General features: G+C 71.0%; 13 protein-coding genes and 2 pseudogenes. 7 read left to right on the forward strand and 8 right to left on the reverse strand.

All coding sequences use genetic code 11. From position 1 onward, the window contains the following. Positions 1-3: 3 nt before the first annotated feature. Positions 4-903 (reverse strand): 4-hydroxy-tetrahydrodipicolinate synthase, encoded by a 900-nt coding sequence (gene dapA / locus L6E17_RS05575; protein ID WP_236239685.1) that lies wholly within the window; start codon positions 901-903, stop codon positions 4-6. A 197-nt stretch (positions 904-1,100) separates the two neighbouring features. Continuing rightward, on the reverse strand, positions 1,101-1,925 hold the full coding sequence (gene thyX, locus L6E17_RS05580) for an FAD-dependent thymidylate synthase (protein WP_236239686.1): 825 nt from the start codon (positions 1,923-1,925) through the stop codon (positions 1,101-1,103). Between the two features lie 98 nt (positions 1,926-2,023). Here thyX and L6E17_RS05585 point away from each other — a divergent pair, with 98 nt between their 5' ends. After that, positions 2,024-2,260, forward strand: coding sequence for a hypothetical protein (locus tag L6E17_RS05585; protein WP_236239687.1), 237 nt, complete (start codon positions 2,024-2,026; stop codon positions 2,258-2,260). Positions 2,261-2,355: 95 nt separating this feature from the next. Beyond that, entirely contained in the window at positions 2,356-2,967 is a 612-nt protein-coding gene (locus L6E17_RS05590; protein ID WP_236239688.1) for a PH domain-containing protein, read from the forward strand. 168 nt (positions 2,968-3,135) lie between these two features. Here the strand turns inward: L6E17_RS05590 and L6E17_RS05595 are convergent, their stop codons facing one another. The 6 genes and pseudogenes from L6E17_RS05595 to eccD all read right to left on the reverse strand — a co-directional run bounded on the left by L6E17_RS05595 (position 3,136) and on the right by eccD (position 10,399). Continuing rightward, on the reverse strand, positions 3,136-3,582 hold the full coding sequence (locus tag L6E17_RS05595; protein WP_236239689.1) for a hypothetical protein: 447 nt from the start codon (positions 3,580-3,582) through the stop codon (positions 3,136-3,138). A 5-nt stretch (positions 3,583-3,587) separates the two neighbouring features. After that, the gene (dapB, locus tag L6E17_RS05600) at positions 3,588-4,340 is read right to left on the reverse strand and encodes a 4-hydroxy-tetrahydrodipicolinate reductase (RefSeq protein ID WP_236239690.1); all 753 of its coding nucleotides are present in this window, start codon (positions 4,338-4,340) and stop codon (positions 3,588-3,590) included. Positions 4,341-4,377: 37 nt separating this feature from the next. Beyond that, on the reverse strand, positions 4,378-5,757 hold the full coding sequence (locus tag L6E17_RS05605) for a pitrilysin family protein (RefSeq protein WP_236239691.1): 1,380 nt from the start codon (positions 5,755-5,757) through the stop codon (positions 4,378-4,380). Continuing rightward, a complete protein-coding gene (locus L6E17_RS05610) occupies positions 5,754-7,985 on the reverse strand; it encodes a polyribonucleotide nucleotidyltransferase (RefSeq protein WP_236239692.1) in 2,232 nt (743 codons plus the stop codon). Before L6E17_RS05610 ends, L6E17_RS05605 begins: the two co-directional genes overlap by 4 nt. 470 nt (positions 7,986-8,455) lie before the next feature. Further along, positions 8,456-8,746, reverse strand: coding sequence for a 30S ribosomal protein S15 (gene rpsO, locus L6E17_RS05615; protein ID WP_071266937.1), 291 nt, complete (start codon positions 8,744-8,746; stop codon positions 8,456-8,458). A gap of 181 nt (positions 8,747-8,927) precedes the next feature. Beyond that, positions 8,928-10,399 (reverse strand): annotated as a pseudogene (gene eccD / locus L6E17_RS05620) (type VII secretion integral membrane protein EccD). Positions 10,400-11,409: 1,010 nt separating this feature from the next. Here eccD and eccCa point away from each other — a divergent pair. From eccCa to L6E17_RS05645, 5 genes and pseudogenes are all read left to right on the forward strand, one after another. After that, positions 11,410-15,365: pseudogene (gene eccCa, locus L6E17_RS05625) on the forward strand (type VII secretion protein EccCa). A 338-nt stretch (positions 15,366-15,703) separates the two neighbouring features. Continuing rightward, entirely contained in the window at positions 15,704-16,150 is a 447-nt protein-coding gene (locus tag L6E17_RS05630) for a hypothetical protein (protein WP_236239693.1), read from the forward strand. A 2-nt stretch (positions 16,151-16,152) separates the two neighbouring features. After that, complete coding sequence (locus L6E17_RS05635; RefSeq protein ID WP_236239694.1) at positions 16,153-18,564, forward strand: PPE family protein; 2,412 nt, start codon at positions 16,153-16,155, stop codon at positions 18,562-18,564. A 5-nt stretch (positions 18,565-18,569) separates the two neighbouring features. Continuing rightward, positions 18,570-19,490, forward strand: a complete 921-nt coding sequence (locus tag L6E17_RS05640) for a hypothetical protein (protein ID WP_236239695.1) — start codon at positions 18,570-18,572, stop codon at positions 19,488-19,490. A 169-nt stretch (positions 19,491-19,659) separates the two neighbouring features. Next, complete coding sequence (locus L6E17_RS05645) at positions 19,660-20,505, forward strand: hypothetical protein (RefSeq protein ID WP_236239696.1); 846 nt, start codon at positions 19,660-19,662, stop codon at positions 20,503-20,505. Positions 20,506-20,578 lie beyond the last annotated feature (73 nt).

Genomic DNA, 20,578 nt, shown 5'->3' on the forward strand with positions numbered 1-20,578 from the left:
CCGTCACAGGGCGACGCCGCCCGCCGCGAGGTCCGCCTGGAGCTGCGCGGTCTGCCCCGGGGACAGCTCCACGAGGGGCAGGCGCAGCGGCCCGGCGGGCAGGCCCTGCAGGGCGAGCGCGGCCTTGGTGGTGATCACGCCCTGGGTGCGGAACATGCCGGTGTAGACGGGCAGCAGCTGCTGGTGGACCTCGGTGGCCTTCTGGACGTCGCCGCTGAGGTGCGCTTCCAGGAGGGCGCGCAGCTCCGGGGTGACGACGTGGCCGACGACGGAGACGAAGCCGACGGCGCCGACGGACAGCAGCGGCAGGTTGAGCATGTCGTCGCCGGAGTACCAGGCGAGACCGGAGCGGGCGATGGCCCAGCTGGCCCGGCCGAGGTCGCCCTTGGCGTCCTTGTTGGCGACGATCCTGGGGTGCTCCGCGAGGCGGACGATCGTCTCCGTGTCGATGGGCACGCCACTGCGGCCGGGGATGTCGTACAGCATCACGGGGAGCTCTGTGGCGTCCGCGATGGCTGTGAAGTGGCGGTACAGGCCCTCTTGCGGGGGCTTGTTGTAGTACGGCGTGACGGCGAGCAGGCCGTGCGCGCCGGCGCGCTCGGCGGCGCGGGCCAGTTCCAGGGTGTGCCGGGTGTCGTTGGTGCCGATGCCGGCGACGACGTGGGCCCGGTCGCCGACCGCCTCCAGGACCGCCCGTACGAGCTGGTCTTTCTCCGCGTCGCTGGTGGTCGGGGACTCGCCGGTGGTGCCGTTGACGACCAGGCCGTCGTTGCCTGCGTCCACCAGATGGGCGGCGAGCCGCTGTGCGCCGTCGAGGTCGAGCGCGCCGTCCGCCGTAAACGGCGTGACCATAGCGGTGAGGACCCGTCCGAAGGGGGTCTGCGGAGTGGAGATCGGAGCCATGGGTAACACGCTACTCGCTGCTCAGCGCGCGGCGTCCCCTCGGGGACGTACGGAAGGGGAGCCCGGCACTGCCTGCTCGGGGGTTCAAGCAGTGCCGGGTCCGTATTGATCAGGCTAGATGAACTTCTCAGAATGCCGCAATACGGACACTTCGGACGGCTGATCCGTACATCTGTACCGGATCGGTCACGACGGCCTCACGGTGCGACGCGGCCGTTGTGGTTGAACGCCGCGTGGGTGAGCGGCATGAGCTGCGCCCAGTGCGCCTCCATCTTCTCGCCGACCATCTCGATCTCCCGCTGCGGGAAGGACGGCACCCTGGCCAGCTCGTGCTGGGTGCGCAGGCCGAGGAAGTGCATCAGCGAGCGGGCGTTGCAGGTGGCGTACATGGAGGAGTACAGGCCGACGGGGAGCACCGAGCGGGCGACCTCGCGGGCGATGCCGGCGGCGAGCATCTCCTGGTACGCCTCGTAGGCCTGGACGTACGACTGCTCCATGGCGCGGGAGGTCAGCTCGTGCTGCTCCGGCGAGCCCTCGACGAAGACGTACTTGCCGGGGCGGCCCTCCTGGACGAGCTTGCGTGAGGCGTCCGGGACGTAGAAGACCGGCTGCAGCTCGCGGTAGCGGCCCGATTCCTCGTTGTACGACCAGCCCGCGCGGTGCCGCATGAACTCGCGGAACACGAAGATCGGGGCGCTGATGAAGAACGTCATCGAGTTGTGCTCGAACGGGCTGCCGTGCCGGTCCCGCATGAGGAAGTTGATCAGGCCCTTCGAGCGCTCCGGGTCCTTCTTCAGCTCGTCGAGCGACTGCTCGCCCGCGGTGGAGACCCGGGCGGCCCACAGCACGTCGGTGTCGGAGGCGCTGTGCTTGACCAGCTCGACGGTCACGTCGCTGCGGAAGCCGGGCTTCACGTCCTGCGCCTCTTCGGTCTTGCCTGCGGGGGTGATGTCGGTCACCGACGGGTCCTTCCTGTCACACGTCGCTCGGGCCGCGCCCACTCTACGGCCAGGCTCCGACATCGGACTTCCGGCACCTTGGGCACCAAACGGCGCGTTCGTGCGTCTGTACGGGTGAGCCCCACGTCCTGGCAGCCGCTCCTCGAAGGAGGCCCGCCCTCATGTCCCGCCCCGAGGCCGTCCCGTTCGCGTTCACCGCGGAGACCGACAGCTTCCGCAGCAACGTCACCCCTCCGCCGCGCCCGCGTCCGACGCTGTCGCAGATAGCGGGTCGTACATTGATCGGGCTGACTGCGGTGGCGGGCCTGGTGGGGTCGCTGCTGTTCGGGATGCCGGCGTTGCAGTCCGGCCCCGCGGCCGGGCCCGCGCAGCAGTCCGAGGCCGCCGACGGCCGCTGACGCGTACGGGCCCCTGCTGTGGCCGTGCGCGCAGGGGCTGGGTAGCCTCACCGGGCACAGCCCGAACGAGCGTGCGCAAGAGTGAAGGATCAGTCGTGCCCCTGCCTTTTCTGACGGCCGACCGTGCTTATGGAGCCGACGGCGACGACTTGGCCCTGCCCTTCGACGACCACGACCAGTGGCGCCGTCCTTACCGTCCGGGCCCGTGGCGGGTCGCCGCGGCCGCGGTGGCGCTGCTCGTCACGGCCTTCATGCTGCTGGCCACCCTGGTCATCGCCCTGGCCGGGGACGCCGCGGCGGCCGGTACGTGCGCCGGGGCCGCGGCCGCGGTGCTGCTGGTCGCCCTGCGGCTGCTGCGGGTCGGCACGTGGGTGAGCCGGGAGGGGGTGCGGCGGGTGCGGTTCTTCCGCACGGTGACCGTGCCGTGGTCCCGGGTCGCCTCCATGCGGACGGTGCAGCAGCCGGTGCGCTGGCTGGGTCTGCCCCGCACCGTGCAGGGGCAGGCCCTCGTGCTGGTGCGGCACGGCGCCGACGGCGAGCCGATGACGCTGCTCACCGACCACAACGCGGACTTCCTGGCCCGGGTGGAGGCCTTCGACCGGGCCGCGGACACCGTGGAGGCGTGGAACGCCGAGTACGGGCCGCACGCGGGCCCTGCCGTCGCCGCGGCCGCGGTGCCCGCAGGCCGGACCCGCGTACGCGCCTGACCCGGCCCCTCGGCCGGTCGCGCGGCGGCCCGACCGGCCGTACGGGCTTCAGGTGCCACCGCCGTGCCGTGCTGCCGACAGCACGGCGCCCGGCCGCCCGAGCGTCGCGTCACCCGGTGGACGGGCCCGGCTGCCGCGCCGAGCGGCCGCCCGCCGTGCTCGGCGGGGTCAGTGCCGGGCGGACGTGTGCAGGGCGATGGCCCGCTGCATCGCCTTGCGGGCGCGCGGGGTGTCCCGGGCGTCCCGGTAGGCGACGGCGAGACGGAACCAGCAGCGCCAGTCGTCCGGTGAGTCCTCCGTCTCGGCGCGGCGCCGCGCGAACACCTCGTCCGCCGAGTCGCGGTCGATGTGGCCGCCCGGGAGGCGGCGCAGCTCGTCGACGGGCAGCCCGCCCTCCGCCTCCAGCTCCGCCGCGAGGCGGTTGGCGCGGGTGACGAACCGGGTGTTCACCCAGAGGAACCAGACGCCGATGGCGGGCAGGACCAGCGCCGAGACCCCGAGGGCCGCAGTCAGGGCCGTGCCCTGCTGGATCAGGGCCACGCCGCGGCCGCCGACCAGGACGAAGTACACGACCAGGAAGGCGGCCATGACGAAGTAGGAGATCTTCGCACCCATGCCGGTCATCCGAGGTCGAGGAAGTGCTCCAGGCCGAAGGTGAGGCCCGGGGCGGTGACGACGCGGCGGCAGCCCAGCAGGATGCCCGGCATGAAGCTGCTGTGGTGCAGCGAGTCGTGGCGGATGGTGAGGGTCTCCCCCTCGGCGCCGAGCAGCACTTCCTGGTGGGCCAGCAGGCCCCGGAGCCGTACGGCGTGCACGGGGACGCCGTCGACGTCGGCGCCGCGCGCTCCGTCGAGTGCGGTCGTGGTGGCGTCGGGCTGCGGGGCGCAGCCGGCCTCCGCCCGGGCGGCGGCGATGAGCTGGGCGGTGCGGGTCGCGGTGCCGGAGGGCGCGTCGACCTTCCTGGGGTGGTGCAGCTCGACGACCTCGGCGGACTCGAAGTACGGGGCGGCGATCTGTGCGAACTTCATGGTCAGCACGGCGCCGATGGAGAAGTTCGGCGCGATGAGGACGCCGGTTTCCGGTGAGGCGTGCAGCCACGAGGTGAGCTGCGCGAGGCGCTCGTCGGTCCAGCCGGTGGTGCCGACGACGGCGTGGATGCCGTGGCGTACGCAGAAGTCGAGGTTCCCCATCACCGAGTCGGGGGTGGTCAGCTCGACGGCGACCTGGGCGCCGGTGTCGGTGAGGACGTCCAGGTCGTCGCCCCGGCCGAGGGCCGCGACGAGTTCCATGTCGTCGGCGGCCTCCACGGCCCGTACGGCCTCGGAGCCGATGCGGCCCTTGGCGCCGAGGACGGCCACGCGCAGCTTGCTCATGCTTGCTTCCTTACGGGAGGTGCGGGTTTCCGGCTGGTCAGGAGACGGCTTCTTCGAGGCGGTCCGCCTGTTTGTCCCTGAGCGGGCCGATCACGGCGAGGGAGGGGCGCCGGCTGAGCAGGTCGGCGGCGACGTCCCGTACGTCGTCGGGGGTCACGGCGGCGATGCGGGCGAGCATGTCGTCGACGGACATCTGGTCGCCCCAGCACAGCTCGCTCTTGCCGATGCGGTTCATCAGCGCGCCGGTGTCCTCCAGGCCGAGGACGGTGGAGCCCTTGAGCTGGCCGATGGCCCGCTGGACCTCGTCGTCGGTGAGCCCCTCGCGGGCGACCCGGTCGAGTTCGTCGCGGCAGATGCGCAGCACGTCGTGGACCTGGTTGGGCCGGCAGCCCGCGTACACGCCGAACAGGCCGCAGTCGGCGAAGCCCGAGGTGTACGAGTAGACGCTGTAGGCCAGTCCGCGCTTCTCCCGGACCTCCTGGAACAGGCGGGAGGACATGCCGCCGCCGAGGGCGGTGTTCAGCACGCCGAGGGTCCAGCGGCGGTCGTCGGTGCGGGCGTAGCCGGGCATGCCGAGGACGACGTGGGCCTGCTCGGTCCTGCGGTTCAGCAGCTCGACGCGGCCGGCGGTGCGGATGGCCCGCCGGCCGTCGCGCGGGGCGACGGGGACGGCGTCGGTGCGGGAGAGCGCGCCGGCCTGCTCGAAGGCGCGGCGGACCAGCCGGACGACGGTGGCGTGGTCGATGTTGCCGGCGGCGGCGACCACGAGGTGGGTCGGGTCGTAGTGCTTCCGGTAGAAGCGGGCGATCTGGTCGCGCGTCAGGCCGTTGACCGTGTCGACGGTGCCGAGGACCGGGCGGCCCAGCGGGGTGTCGCCGAACATGGTGGCGGCGAAGAGGTCGTGGACGACGTCGCCGGGGTCGTCCTCGGTCATCGCGATCTCTTCGAGGATCACGCCGCGCTCGGCGTCGACGTCCTCCTCGCGGACCAGGGACCCGGTGAGCATGTCGCAGACGACGTCGATGGCGAGCGGCAGGTCGGTGTCCAGCACGCGCGCGTAGTAGCAGGTGTACTCCTTCGCCGTGAAGGCGTTCATCTCGCCGCCGACCGCGTCGACGGCGGCGGAGATGTCGAGGGCGGACCGCCGGCGGGTGCCCTTGAAGAGGAGGTGCTCCAGGTAGTGGGTGGCGCCGTTGAGCGCGGGCGTCTCGTCGCGGGAGCCGACGTGCGCCCAGATGCCGAAGGTGGCGGAGCGCACCGACGGCAGGGTCTCGGTGACGACGCGCAGGCCGCCGGGGAGGGTGGTGCGGCGGACGGTGCCGATGCCGTCCTTGCCGGGGAGAAGCGTTTGGGTACGGGCGACGGCCCGCGCCTCCGAGGAGGTGCGGGCCGTCAGCCGGAGACTGCGGGACGTCACTGGTCGGCGTCAGCCTTCGTGTCGGAGTCGGAACCCTCGGCGGCCTCGTCGTCGGCGAGGACCGGGATGAGGGAGAGCTTGCCGCGCTGGTCGATCTCGGCGATCTCCACCTGGACCTTGGAGCCCACCGCGAGCACGTCCTCGACGTTCTCCACGCGCTTGCCGCCGGCGAGCTTGCGGATCTGCGAGATGTGCAGCAGGCCGTCCTTGCCCGGGAGGAGCGAGACGAACGCACCGAAGGTGGTGGTCTTGACGACCGTGCCCAGGTAGCGCTCGCCGACCTCCGGCATGGTGGGGTTGGCGATGCTGTTGATCGTGGCGCGGGCGGCCTCGGCGGCCGGGCCGTCGGCGGCGCCGATGTAGATCGTGCCGTCGTCCTCGATGGTGATCTCGGCGCCGGTGTCCTCCTGGATCTGGTTGATCATCTTGCCCTTGGGGCCGATGACCTCACCGATCTTGTCCACGGGGATCTTGACGGTGATGATCCGCGGGGCGTTCGGGGACATCTCGTCCGGGCGGTCGATCGCTTCCATCATCACGTCGAGGATGTGGAGGCGGGCGTCGCGGGCCTGCTTGAGGGCCGCGGCCAGGACGGAGGCCGGGATGCCGTCCAGCTTGGTGTCGAGCTGGAGGGCGGTGACGAAGTCCTTCGTGCCGGCGACCTTGAAGTCCATGTCGCCGAAGGCGTCCTCCGCACCGAGGATGTCGGTGAGGGTGACGTAGTGGGTCTGGCCGTCGATCTCCTGGGAGATCAGGCCCATGGCGATGCCGGCGACCGGGGCCTTGAGCGGCACACCGGCGTTCAGCAGCGACATGGTGGAGGCGCAGACCGAGCCCATGGACGTCGAGCCGTTGGAGCTGAGGGCCTCGGACACCTGGCGGATCGCGTACGGGAACTCCTCGCGGGTCGGCAGGACCGGGACGAGGGCCCGCTCGGCGAGGGCTCCGTGGCCGATCTCGCGGCGCTTCGGGGAGCCGACGCGGCCGGTCTCGCCGGTGGAGTACGGCGGGAAGTTGTAGTTGTGCATGTAGCGCTTGCGGGTCACCGGGGAGAGGGTGTCCAGCATCTGCTCCATGCGCAGCATGTTCAGCGTGGTGACGCCCAGGATCTGGGTCTCGCCGCGCTCGAACAGGGCGGAGCCGTGCACCCGCGGGATGGCCTCGACCTCGGCGGCCAGGGTGCGGATGTCGGTGAGGCCGCGGCCGTCGATGCGGACCTTGTCCTTGATGACGCGCTCGCGGACCAGGCTCTTGGTCAGGGAGCGGTACGCCGCGGAGATCTCCTTCTCGCGGCCTTCGAACTGCGGCAGCAGCTTCTCGGCGGCGACGGCCTTGACGCGGTCCAGCTCGGCCTCGCGCTCCTGCTTGCCCGCGATGGTGAGGGCCTGGGCGAGCTCGGTCCTGACGGCGGCGGTGAGCGCCTCCAGGACGTCGTCCTGGTAGTCCAGGAAGATCGGGAACTCGCCGACCGGCTTCGCGGCCTTCGCGGCGAGGTCGGACTGCGCCTTGCACAGGACCTTGATGAACGGCTTCGCGGCGTCCAGGCCGGCTGCGACGACCTCCTCGGTCGGCGCCTCGGCGCCGCCCTCGACGAGGGTGATCGTCTTCTCGGTGGCCTCGGCCTCGACCATCATGATCGCGACGTCGCCGTCCTCCAGCACACGGCCGGCGACGACCATGTCGAAGACGGCGTCCTCCAGCTCGCTGTGGGTGGGGAAGGCCACCCACTGGCCGCGGATCAGAGCGACGCGGACGCCGCCGATCGGGCCGGAGAAGGGCAGGCCGGCGAGCTGGGTCGACGCGGAGGCGGCGTTGATGGCGACCACGTCGTACAGGTGGTCGGGGTTGAGCGCCATGATCGTCGCGACGACCTGGATCTCGTTGCGCAGGCCCTTCTTGAAGGACGGGCGCAGCGGGCGGTCGATGAGGCGGCAGGTGAGGATGGCGTCCTCGGAGGGCCGGCCCTCGCGGCGGAAGAAGGAGCCGGGGATCTTGCCGGCCGCGTACATCCGCTCCTCGACGTCCACCGTCAGGGGGAAGAAGTCGAGCTGGTCCTTGGGCTGCTTCGACGCGGTGGTGGCCGACAGCACCATGGTGTCGTCGTCCAGGTAGGCCACGGCGGAGCCGGCGGCCTGACGGGCGAGGCGGCCCGTCTCGAAGCGGATGGTGCGGGTGCCGAAGGAGCCGTTGTCGATGACGGCCTCGGCGTAGTGGGTCTCGTTCTCCACCAGTGGTTTCTCCGTTTGTGTGTCGTCTTTGCGTCCCTGCGCCCGTGTGGCGCGGGACGGGGGTGGAGGGATCGCGCCTTGTGTGCGGGCCGGTCTTCGATCGAAGCACCCGGGTGCACCCGTGCGGGTGGTGCCCGGGGGCCACTACCGAGGACCGGCGGCGGCGAGGCGGTCTCTCCTGTGCCCTCAGCGTCGGTCGTACCCGCGCTGACGGCGTTCATGGTGTTGTCGTTATGGCGTTGTGCGACCAGATTACTGAGCCAGGGCCCAGGATCGCATGTGCACGTACGTCGAATGCGCCCGCGCACGCCCCTCTGAGGGGGTCCGCGACTGCGCGCCCGCGCCGGTACGTCCGTGCCCCGGTGCCGTGCGGCCGGCTGCCGCACGCCTTGGTGCGTACGGCTCCGTGCCGCGTATACGGCGAAGGGAGCGGCTCCCGGTCGGTCGGGAACCGCTCCCTTCACGGCGTCTTACTTGGCGCCGCCGGCCGCACCGCGGCGGATGCCGAGGCGCTCGACCAGCGCGCGGAAGCGCTGGATGTCCTTCTTGGCCAGGTACTGCAGCAGGCGGCGGCGCTGACCGACCAGGATCAGCAGACCACGGCGGGAGTGGTGGTCGTGCTTGTGGGCCTTGAGGTGCTCGGTCAGGTCCGAGATGCGGCGGGACAGCAGCGCGACCTGGACCTCGGGGGAGCCGGTGTCGCCCTCCTTGGTGCCGAACTCGGCGATGATCTGCTTCTTCGTGGCGGCGTCGAGAGACACGCGTACTCCTCGTGATGTGTTCGAAGCGCCCGCGAGTGCCCCTGGTCTGCTTCTCAGGGGGGCTTCCGTGACTCGTCGGGCGGAGGCGCGATGGGCGCTGCTCCCAGATGATCCGGGGGCGCGTACACAAACGGCCGTCACACAGCGTACCAGCCCGTGGAGCGGCCCTTCCCGGGGGCCGTCAGCTGGTGAGGGAGCGGGCGGCGGAGTACACGTCGAGCACCGCCAGGCACAGCGGCACCAGGGAGAGCAGCACGGCACCCTCGACGAGGTCGAGGAGGCGGCCCCAGAACGGGGACAGGCCCTTCCTGGGGATGACGAGCCCGACCGCGGTGGCCAGCGCGGCCCCGGCGGCCAGGGCGGCGGCCAGCCACACCGTGCGGATGTCGAGGCCGCCCCGGTCACCGTACTGGAGGAACTCCCTGACGAGGTCCGCCGGCGGGTTGAGGGCCAGGCCGAGGACGAGCAGCCCGATCGCGGCGAGGCCCGCCACGAGGGCGCAGGCCACCTGCGAGGTGTAGCGGAAGAGCCGGGCCCGCAGCAGCATGGCGAGTCCCGCCGCGAGGGCGAGGAGCTGCCCCCACACGCTGCCGGCGAAGCCGAGGACGGCGGCCGAGCCGACGACGAGGGCCGCGCAGCCGCCCACGAGGCCCAGCAGCAGCTCGTGGCCGCGGCGCGCCTGGACGGCGATCCGGTCGGCCTCGACGGGCTGGGCCCCGGGCCGGGCGTCCGCGTCGCCGTCGGCGTCGAAGTCGGCGGACGGCCCGCGGGGGCCGCGTAGCCGATGGGCAGCCGGGCGAAGCGGGCCGACAGGCCCGGCAGGAACGCGACGAGCCCGACCGCGACGGGGGCGCAGACCGCCGCGGTGGCGGTGGCGGACGCCTCGGTGAGGATGGCGGCGAACGTGGCGAGGGTGGCGGCGACGGCGACGAAGGTGGCCGCGACGAAGGGCGCGTCGCCGCCGGGGGCGAGGGCGACGAGCGTGACGGCGGCGACGAGGACGGTCACGCAGCCCAGCAGGAACTGCAGGCGGCCGGGGCCGTGCCCGGCGTCCGGGCCGATGATGCCGGAGCCGGCGACGAGCAGCAGCGGCAGGGCGCCCAGGCCGAAGGCGACGGCCGCGGACCGGTCCCCGTACACCCGCGCCCGTACCCCCGCGAAGGCGGTGAGCAGTAGTCCGGCGGCGCCGGCGACGATGCCGGGCAGCCCGTGCATGTCGTGGCGGACGGGGTCCGCGTACCAGAGGACGAAGCCCATCAGGAGCAGCAGCAGGACGGCGCCGACGAGGCCGGCGCCGCGCAGCATGTCGTCGCGCCACAGGTGGCGGTCCCGGGTGACGGCCGAGGCGACCGCGTCGGCGACGTCGTCGAAGACGGCCGGGGGCAGGGACTGCGCGAACGGCCGCAGCAGCAGTACCTCGCCGTCGAGGACCTGCTGGGCGACCAGGGTGCGCGCCCCGTCGAGCACCGTCCCGTCGCGGCGCACCAGGTGGTAGCCGGTCGGGGTGGCGACGGCCTGGGTCTGGCCGGTGAGGCGCAGGATGACGGGGTGGATGTCGGCGACCGCGATGTCCTCGGGGAGCGCCACGTCGATGCGGCTGTCGGGCGCGACGACGGTGACGCGGCAGAAGCCGGTCGCTGCGCTCGTACTCACGTGTCTGGACCCCCTGTTAATCCCGGATTCGCGGTTGCGCACGGTGCGCGCGTCACCCTACCGGGGAGCGGTGTGAGGACCTGCAAGTAGGATCACCGTCGCGCGGGCGGCGTCCGCGGCGCCGGCCGGGCGGCCGGAGCCGAGGGGGCGTCCGCGATCGCGGTGGACGTCCGTCGTACGCGGGCGCGCTCCGCGGCGCGGGGGAATCCGCGGACTTCGTGGTGACGGTGGCTCATGGGTGCCTGGTGTGCGGCTTTCCGGGCCGTGCGGTGGCCGGTGCGGGCGGGTGGCCGCTCTTCGGACGGCCGGTCGCCGGGCGGGCAGCCGTCAGGCGGGCAACCGTCAGGCGGGCAACCGTGCGCGGCGGCCTTCGGCCGGGTGAGCGCCCGGGTGGGCGGGCCGGGGCCGGCGCCCGGCGGCGGGCATCTGCCCCGGCAGGGCGGGTGCGACCGTCGGGCCCGCGGCCGCAGGGCGGCGGGCGCACGGCGTGTGTGCGTCGGGTCGGCCCGCTGTCGGGCGGCTCCGCCGAGGGGTCGCCGCAGGGTGGTCGCCCGTCGGGCGGTCGGCGCCGGCGGTCCGCCGCCGGGTCGGCTGGACGCCGGGCCGTCGGGTGGCGGCAGGCGCTGCCGGCCGGCCGTCGGGCCCCGGGCAGCCGTCCCGGCGGCGGCCTGCGGGCGGCGGCCGCCGGTCAGGGCGGGCGCCTTCCGGGCGGGCGCCTTCCGGGCGGGCGCCTTCCGGGCGGGCGCCTTCCGGGCGGGCTCCGGCAGCGTCGGGCGTGCCGGACCGGCTCTGCGGCCGGTACGGTGCCGCGGCGGCTCCGCCGGGCGGGCCCCGTACGGGGTCCGGCACTCGGGAACCCGCGGCGCGGCCGGGCCACTTCGCGGCCGCGACCCGTCAGGGCAACCGGGCGGGGTCCGTGTCGTGACCGAAGCCGCGAGCCGAACCTGTCGCGGGGGCGCCGGTGCGGGACTGCCGTCCGTCTTCGTCCGTATCGAGGGATGGATGCTCGGGTGAGCCAGATCGTCGTCAAACGCCCGCCGAGGTCGCTTCCGCCGGAAGTCCCCACGGAGGACCTGAAACTGGAGTCCCCTCCCGAACTGCCCCGCGGGCAGCAGGAGGGCATGCTCATGCAGCTCCTGCCCATGCTGGGCATGGGGTCCTCCGTCGTCTTCTTCTTCATGCCGAACATGCCGCCCTTCATGCGGATCATGGGCATGCTGATGCTGGTGTCGACCATCGGCATGGTCATCGCCCAGCTCGTCCGCTACCGCCGCGGCACCCAGGGCGAGATCGCCGACGTGCGGCGCGACTACCTCAAGTACCTCGCCCAGACCCGGCGCACGGTGCGCAGGACCGCGCGGGCCCAGCGGGACGCGCAGTTCTACCTGCACCCCTCCCCCGAGCAGCTCTGGTCGATCGTGGCCGAGGGGTCGCGGCTGTGGGAGCGGCGCATCGGCGACGGCGACTTCGGCCAGGTCCGCATCGGGCTCGGCGCCCAGCAGCTGGCGACGCCCCTCGTGGCCCCCGACACGGCCCCCGTCGACGAGCTGGAACCGCTGTGCGCGGGCGCGATGCAGCGCTTCCTCGCGGTGCACGGCTCGCTGGACGGGCTGCCGATGGCCGTGTCGATGCGGGCCTTCTACCACGTGACGGTGTCCGGTGAGCCCCAGTCGGCGCACGCCGCGGCCAGGGCGATGGTGGCGCAGCTCGTGACGCTGCAGTCCCCGGAGGACCTGGTCGTCGCCGTGGTGGCGGGGCCGGCCGCGGCGGCCCGCTGGGACTGGACGAAGTGGCTGCCGCACGCGCAGGCGCCCGGCCGCGTCGACGGGGCCGCACCCGGCGGCTGTTCGGCGACGACCTCGGGGAGCTGGAGGAGCTGCTGCGGGACAGGCTGGACGGCCGGCCGCGGTTCAGCCGGGACGGCGCCCCGCTGCTGGACCAGCCGCACATCGTGGTGGTGCTGGACGGCGGGATCGTGCCCCCGGAGTCGCTCTTCGCGGCACCGGAGGGGCTCCAGGGCGTCACCATCATCGAGGTCGTCGGCGGCGAACTGGACGAGCCGCGCGGCGGCCTGTCCGTCGTGGTGCGCCCCGGGCGGCTGCGGCTGGAGTCGGGCGCCGGGTACGCGTACCTGGGCGTGCCGGACGCGCTGGCGCCGGAGGCCGCGGAGGCGCTGGCGCGCCAGTTGGCGCCGCTGCGCATGGGCGGGGGCGACGACGACGAGCCGCTGCTGGCGAACCTGGACTTCACGGACCTGCTGAACCTCGGTGACGCCTCGTCCGTGGACGTGGCGCGGACCTGGCGGCCGCGGTCGACGGCGGAGCGGCTGCGGGTGCCGATCGGCGTGGGCGAGGACGGCGCCCCGGTCATGCTCGACCTGAAGGAAGCGGCGCAGGAGGGCATGGGCCCGCACGGGCTGTGCGTGGGCGCGACGGGCTCCGGCAAGTCGGAGCTGCTGCGCACGCTGGTGCTGGGGCTGGCGGTCACGCACTCCTCGGAGACCCTGAACTTCGTCCTCGCCGACTTCAAGGGCGGCGCCACCTTCGCCGGCATGTCGCAGATGCCGCACGTGGCCGCGGTCATCACCAACCTGGCGGACGACCTGACCCTGGTGGACCGCATGGGCGACGCGATCCGCGGCGAGCTGCAGCGGCGGCAGGAACTGCTGCGCGCGTCCGGCAACTTCGCGAACATCCACGACTACGAGAAGGCCCGCGCGGCGGGTGCGGCCCTGGAACCGCTGGCCTCGCTGGTCCTGGTCATCGACGAGTTCTCCGAACTCCTGACGGCGAAGCCGGACTTCATCGACATGTTCATCCAGATCGGCCGCATCGGCCGGTCGCTGGGTGTGCACCTGCTGCTGGCCTCGCAGCGTCTGGAGGAGGGCCGGCTGCGCGGCCTCGACACGTACCTGTCGTACCGCATCGGCCTGCGGACGTTCTCCGCGGCGGAGTCCCGTACGGCGCTGGGCGTGCCGGACGCGTACCACCTGCCGTCGGTGCCCGGCTCGGGGTACCTGAAGTTCGGCACGGACGAGATGGTCCGCTTCAAGGCGGCGTACGTGTCGGGGGCGTACCGCTCCGGCGGGCCTCGGGTGACGGGCGGCCAACCGGCCGTCGAGCGGCGGCCCGTGCTGTTCACGGCCGCGCCGGTGCCCGTGGTGTACGCGGCGCCCGACCCGGCGGCGGTCGCGGCCGCGGCGGTGCCGGAGGAGGACGAGGCGCTGGCCGACACGGTGCTGGACGTGATCGTGCGCCGGCTGGAGGGGCAGGGCGTGCCGGCCCACCAGGTGTGGCTGCCGCCGCTGGACCAGGCTCCGCCGCTCGACCAGCTGCTGCCGGGGCTCGCCCCCACGGCGGACCGGGGATTCACGGCGACGGAGTACCACCGTCCGGGCGGCCTGGTGGTTCCGCTCGGCCTGATCGACAAGCCGTTCGAGCAGCGGCGTGAGGTGCTCTACCAGGACTTCTCCGGGGCGGCCGGGCACCTGCTGGTGGTGGGCGGCCCGCAGTCCGGCAAGTCCACGCTGGTGCGGGCCCTGATCGCGTCGTTCGCGCTGACGCACACGCCGAGCGAGGTGCAGTTCTACGGGCTGGACTTCGGCGGCGGCGGCATGTCCTCGCTGGCGGACCTGCCGCACGTGGGCGGGGTGGCGTCCCGGCTCGACCCGGAGCGGGTGCGGCGCACCGTCTCCGAGGTCCTCGGGGTGCTGAACCGCCGGGAGGAGTTCTTCCGCGCGCACAACATCGACTCCATGGCGACCTACCGGCGCAAGCGGGCGGCGGGCGAGCTGCCGGGAGAGGCGTGGGGCGACGTGTTCCTGGTCATCGACGGCTGGGGCACGTTCCGCAACGACCACGAGGGCCTCGACGAGCGGATCACCGACATCGTGACGCGGGGCCTCGGCTACGGCGTCCACGTCGTGATCACCGCGACCCGGTACATGGAGCTGCGGGCGTCGATCAAGGACCTGGTGCTGGGCCGGCTGGAGCTGCGCCTGGGCGACACGATGGACTCGGAGTTCGACCGGCGGGTCGCCGCGAACGTACCGACCGGGGTGCCGGGCCGCGGCCAGGTGCCGCAGAAGCTGCACTTCATGGGGGCGCTGCCGCGTATCGACGCGTCGAGCAGCCCGGCGGACCTGCCCGAGGCGACCGCCGCCTTCGTCCGGACGGTGCGGTCCTCCTGGTCCGGCCCGGCGGCGCCCGCGGTGCGGCTGCTGCCGCGCTCGGTGCCCGCGGACCGGCTGCCGAGCGGCTGGGACTTCCCCCGGCAGGGTGTGGCGATCGGCATCGACGAGACGAACCTGGCGCCGGTGTTCGTCGACTTCGAGACGGACCCGTTCTTCCTGGTCTTCGGCGAGAGCGAGTCCGGCAAGACGAACCTGCTGCGGCTGCTGGCCAAGCAGATCTCCGAGCGGTACAGCCCGGACGAGGCGAAGCTGGTGGTCGGCGACTACCGGCGGGCACTGCTCGGCGCGCTGCCGGAGCAGCACCTGCTGGAGTACGCGCCGATGGCGAGCTCCCTGCAGATGCACATGGAGGCGCTGGCCGGGGTGTTCCAGCGCCGCCAGCCGCCGACGGACGTCACGCCGCAGCAGCTGCGGGACCGCAGCTGGTGGTCGGGGCCGCAGATCTTCATCATGATCGACGACTTCGACCTGGTGGCGACGAGCTCCGGCAACCCGCTGGGTCCGCTGGAGGAGTACCTGCCGTTCGCCCGGGACACGGGTGTCCGCTTCATCATCGCCCGCTCGACGGCGGGCGCGTCGCGCGCCATGTACGACGCGTTCATGCAGCGCATCAGGGAGCTGGGCGCGCAGGGCGTCGTCATGTCGGGCGACCCGCAGGAGGGCGACCTGCTGGGCATGGTCCGCCCGCACCCGATGCCGCCGGGCCGCGGCTACTACGTCTCACGCAAGGGCGGCACGTCGCTGGTCCAGCTGGGGCGGATGCCGGACGCGTGAGGCGGGGCCTCGGGCGGGCGGGGGCGGTGCCTTGGGCCGGCGGGGTGCTGTTGGCCGACGGCGCGGTGCCTTTGGGGGCGGGGGCCTTGGGTGGCGGGGTGCTGCCTGGGCCGGCGGGGCGGTGCCTTCGGGGGCGGGGCGGCGCCTTTGGGGGCGGGGGCCTTGGCCGGCGGGGCTCCTCGCCGTCCGGGGGCCGTACGCGACCTGTGGGGCGGATGTGTGCGTTCGGTGGCGGGGGCAAGGGCGTTGGGCCCCCGCCACCGTGGCTTGATACAACTGTCGGACATTCGATCATCAGCTCGGCCACTTCGGTTCGTGTACCGGACGGGGGAAGAACGATGGGATTCGAAGAGGAATGGGCACAGCTGCGCACTGAGGCTGCCACCCGCCAGACCTCCGCGACGCGGCTGAACCAGGCGGCCGCGCCGGGGGGCGGGGGCGGTTCGCCGGACTTCGGCTCCGACCCGGCGAAGAAGAAGGAAGCCGCGGGCAAACTGGAGGGCGAGGTCAGGACGCAGACCTCCACCGCGGCGAAGACGGCCGACGAGGAGACGACCGAGGCGACCACGGCCTTCTCGGGCTGGGACACGGCCGCGGGCCTCAAGACCGTCGCGACGACCTGGGACACGCAGGTCAAGAACCTGCTGGGCCGCCTGTCCACCGAGGCGCACAACCTCCGCGTGGTGCGCAGGAACTTCCTGGGCCAGGACTTCGAGGTCTACAGCGACTTCAGTCCGCTGCTGAAGCCTGATCCCTTCTCGGCTCCGTACGGAGGGGTGCGGTAGACATGGCGCTCACCTACAAGAAGGTCATGTCGACCGACTACGGCAAGCTCACCGCCGCCGCCAAGGCGTGGGACGACATGGCCGCCGAGCTCAAGAAGGCCGAGTCCGCCTACGCGGCGGCGACCAAGGGACTGTCCCTCGGCGCCGGCAACTGGCAGGGACTCGCCCAGAGCAGGGCCTACGCCAACTTCGAGGGCACCCAGTACGAGTACGGCGCGGCCCAGACCCAGGCCAGGGCCATCGCCGGGCTCCTGCGGGACGCCCACGGGCAGTTCACGGAACTGAAGCAGCGGCTGGAGTCCGTGGTCGCGGACGCCCGCAAGGACAAGATGGCCGTGGACGCCGAGGGCTCCGTACGCCCCGACCTGTCCGCAGACGTGAAGCGGGCCCTCGTCCACGACCCCGACGGCCAGACCCTGCTCGCCCAGTACAACCGGGCGGCGCAGAGCTGGGAGCAGCAGATCCAGAAGTACGTCAAGGCGTTCGAGGACGCGGACGCCGGGGTGAAGCTGGCGCTGACGACCGCGGTGAAGGACAGCAACAAGGAGTCCGGCGGCAAGGACGCCACGCCCAACGGCTTCAACGCGGGCGCCAAGAGCGACATCGAGCAGTACGAGCTGGAGTACGCGAAGGACGTCACCACCCGGCTCAACAACGGCGACAAGGTGTCGACGGCGGAGGTCGACAACCTCTCCCGCATCCTGCGCGACAACAACAACGAGGCCTTCGAGCACCGCACGAAGTGGGGCCAGACGTTCCTTTCCAGCCTGGGCGCCGACGGGACGCTCAAGCTGGCCAACAAGCTCAACGACTTCGCGTACTTCGAGAGCACGAAGGAAAGGGGCTCGTACCTCGCGGTGCAGAAGGGCCTGGCGAACACCATCTCGGCAGCGACACAGGTCCCCCCGTTCAAGAGGGACGGCAAGGTCCTGGAGGTGGGCTCCCGGGCCTACGCCGAGGAGTTCGCGAAATGGCGCTCGTCGGACAACGGCCGGTTCTACGACACGTGGACGGAGGACATCAGAAAGGCCGGCACCAAGGAGTACGACACCATCGCGACGCAGGTGCACCGAGCCACCATCGGCGATCAGAAGGCTCTGGGCTACCAGAGCCTTGTCACCTTGATGCAGCACGGTGACGGGTACAGCGCACCGTTCCTCCTCGACCTTGCCGAAGGCATACGAACGGCAGAGGATCCCACCCGGGGCGGCGACAAGAACATCTGGGATGTCGACCACAAGTTCGACGCCCAGAAGCCCGGTAAGACCGATGGCTGGTTCGCCAATGACCCCCTCGACGGCCTCCTGGGCGTGATGAGCAGAACGCCTGATGCCGCGACGGCCTATTTCGACTCCCAGAGCTATTGGCCCGCGGAAGGCGACCGAGGCATCCGGAAGTTCGACGACAATCTCGAGTACCTCCAGACAAAGCGCGACTGGGAGGTCGTCAACGAGTACAAGGCGTCCCACAAGGACGGCATGCCGGTCTACCGAGGGGATGTCCTGGACGCCGACAGTCATGTGGGCTTCGGCGCCGCTCTAGAAGCCGCCACCACCGGCCACGCTCCCGGAACCCCCGTCCCGGAGGACTTCACGAAGCACACGGCCGCGCAGGCGCGCGTGCTGCAAGACGTCATCACGTCGTACGCGGAGATCACGAAGGTCGACCAGAGCGCCATGCCGGAGAACATCCGGGTGAACATGGCGAACTCCCTCGCGTACTATCCGGCGGATGTGCACGAGATCCTCGTGTCCCAGGTCGACCTCACTGGAGCCGGCTATGCCACCGACACAAACGGCCTGTCCGTAAGTACGGAAACCATGAACCGGTTCATCCGAGGCGTCGCCGAAGACGGGGGCGCCTTCCGCGTAGTGCACGACTCGCAGATCGGGCATATCAGTGAACGCATCGGCAACCTGACGGCCGATGATTTCAAGCACACACCCAAGGGAGAGAACGACGCCGCCAGAGGGATCGCTCACGACGCCGGGAAGACGATGGGCCAGCTGGATTACATCCGGGCCGACGTATTGGGTGACCAACGGGACAACCAGATATCCCAGAACAACTGGGCGAAGGTTTACAACTATCACACGTCCGGCATACCGGTCACCGGGATCCCTGTTGTCGGCGATACGATCCAACGCATGATAGACATCGGCACAGGGAAGCACGCCGAAGCCCTGAACAACGATGTGGCAGGAAAAACCAAGGAACAACTGATCGAGCACTACGAGAGGAACGGATATCCTCGCCTAGAGCAAATGATCAACACCCGTGCGGAGTCCCTCATGATTTCGCAAGAAGACATCAAGAGTCGCGAAGGGCGCCTGGGCGATATTCGCCGATGGGCAGAGTCCTCGTACGGCATGGGCATCAACCGCGCCGAAGGGTCTGCTGGAGAGCGGAGGTGACAGCTATGACCAGTACCATCCGCAAGAAGAGCCGGAGATCGTTCATTCCACTTGCCGTCATTCTCGCAGCGACGACCGCGGCGGGGGCCTGGATGTGGTTCGGGCGAGCACAGACCGATCATGGGGCTGCGGATTGCTGGGCCGTACTGTCGGAAACGGGAACCGCATCCCCCTCTGGACCTGTCGACGCATGCGGATCCGCACTCGAGACCGCAATCACCGGGAAGCCGGCGGGGCAGCCTGCCCCAGAGTCCCCCACCAAGACTCTGCCGGAAGAAAACAGTCGGGCTCTGGAAATCGTGGTCACCGAGTACACCCGCGAAAAGGGAGCCGGGGGCAAGCATGTGGCGCCGGAAATTCGCAAGAACCTGGCGAATGCACTCACCTACTACCGCAGCGATGTGTACCAGATCCTCGGCAGCCAGGTGAGCTACGCATCGGAGACAGTCTCCACCGAGCCCAACGACATCGACCTCGACAAGCAGGAACTGGGAGATTTCCTGGTGCTCCTGGCACCGGACGAAGCCGCCTTCCAGAAGGTCCGCGAGGCCATCGGCAAAGAGATCGAGCGCGAGATCAGCCAGCTGGACAGAGCCGCCCTCGTGGCAGCGCCACAGCAGGAACCGGGAAAGCCACAGGTTCCTGACAAGGCGTTCGGCCTGGCCGGCGCAGCAGGCCAGGCTGCCGGCAAGATGCGTTATGCAGCAGGCAGGGCCATGGCTGACCGTTACAAAGAGGGCAGCGATGAGCGAGCAACGGCTTTGCGCAAGGACGAGACGCGCTACGGCCTACCGCACTTGACGCAGGAGTTGCACGAACGTGCCGCTGAAGTCGGCGTGCCGCAGACGCCCGAAACAGCGGCCCGCATGGCGGAGATCGTGGAAGAACTACGGCGCAGCTATGAATTCCACGCAGGGCCCTACTGACCGGCATTGCGAGGACACCCGTAGGCCAGTTCGGGCTCAGAGAGTACGGCGCACCGACCTCGCGATCGCACCTGCACCACGTAGAGAACCGGGCGATCATCAACCGCTTCCGAGAGTCGATACCCCGAGAAGACGAACCCGAAGTCACGGGTAATGACCGAAAGGCAGCATGGCCGGCACCTCGCGGCGAAGGAAGACAGCGGCTTCCTTTGTGACCTTTGCGCTCATCGGATCAGGGCTGCACTTCGTGTACGCCACCGGCTTCTTCGGTCACGGCGAGCTGTGCGGCGATCTGATCTCCTCGCAATCGGTGGCAGATGTACTTCCGCACAGGGGGAAGCTCTCCAGTGATGGAGCCGACGCCACCGGGCCGAGTTTCTCCATGGACTGCCGGATCAGCCGCACCTCTGCTCTTCCCTGGCTCGCTGATCAGGAACTCCACGTCTACGCCTCCGTGGATCGCGCGGACTTTCCTTTCACACACAACGGATCGACCTACTCCGGCACCACCACGTTCTTCTCCGGTGAGTCGAGCGGAGCTGTGACCGGGGAGCACCGGGCATGGACGTGGCTGCCGCCTGCCTGCAGCGATCGCGATCTCGTCAGAGTGGTGGCAACTGTCACCTCCGAGCACTCAGCGGATCGCGACGCCCTGGCGAAGCTCACTGTGGAGACGCCGAACCGGTTGATGGACCAGGCCGGCTCCGACGAGTCCGCCAGGACACGGGGCTTCGCCACCTACGCGGTCGTGCAGGATCCCACTTTCGTCGCCGGCATGAAGAAGTCGGACGCGTTCTCCGAGAAGTCCCCGATTGACGGCCGGCAGGTGTCCGGCTTCGACGACCTCCACATCGTCGCCGACTGCGGAGGGGTGGAGACCTACTTCGCCATGGAAGTGGGTCCGCAGCTCACCCGCACGTGGGAGAGCCCGGGCTCTCCAGGGTCTTCGGACCTGTTCGCCTCCTTTGTGAGCGCGGTAGGCAAGGAATACGGCTGCACCGGCAGAGCTGGATAGCGCGAAGTGACGCGTCCGGGTGCCGACTCAGGAAGGGAATCAATCCTCGTGGCAGACGAGGTGCAGGTCTCGG

This window comes from Streptomyces sp. CC228A (assembly GCF_021390935.1).
GTDB lineage: Bacteria > Actinomycetota > Actinomycetes > Streptomycetales > Streptomycetaceae > Streptomyces.

Bases quoted from the DNA above. Each gene is read 5' to 3' on its own strand.
- dapB (WP_236239690.1), bottom strand. From the start codon at position 4,340: ATGAGCAAGCTGCGCGTGGCCGTCCTCGGCGCCAAGGGCCGCATCGGC.
- L6E17_RS05635 (WP_236239694.1), top strand. From the start codon at position 16,153: ATGGCGCTCACCTACAAGAAGGTCATGTCGACCGACTACGGCAAGCTC.
- L6E17_RS05630 (WP_236239693.1), top strand. From the start codon at position 15,704: ATGGGATTCGAAGAGGAATGGGCACAGCTGCGCACTGAGGCTGCCACC.
- L6E17_RS05640 (WP_236239695.1), top strand. From the start codon at position 18,570: ATGACCAGTACCATCCGCAAGAAGAGCCGGAGATCGTTCATTCCACTT.
- L6E17_RS05595 (WP_236239689.1), bottom strand. From the start codon at position 3,582: ATGGGTGCGAAGATCTCCTACTTCGTCATGGCCGCCTTCCTGGTCGTG.
- dapA (WP_236239685.1), bottom strand. From the start codon at position 903: ATGGCTCCGATCTCCACTCCGCAGACCCCCTTCGGACGGGTCCTCACC.
- thyX (WP_236239686.1), bottom strand. From the start codon at position 1,925: ATGTCGGAGCCTGGCCGTAGAGTGGGCGCGGCCCGAGCGACGTGTGAC.
- L6E17_RS05585 (WP_236239687.1), top strand. From the start codon at position 2,024: ATGTCCCGCCCCGAGGCCGTCCCGTTCGCGTTCACCGCGGAGACCGAC.
- L6E17_RS05645 (WP_236239696.1), top strand. From the start codon at position 19,660: ATGGCCGGCACCTCGCGGCGAAGGAAGACAGCGGCTTCCTTTGTGACC.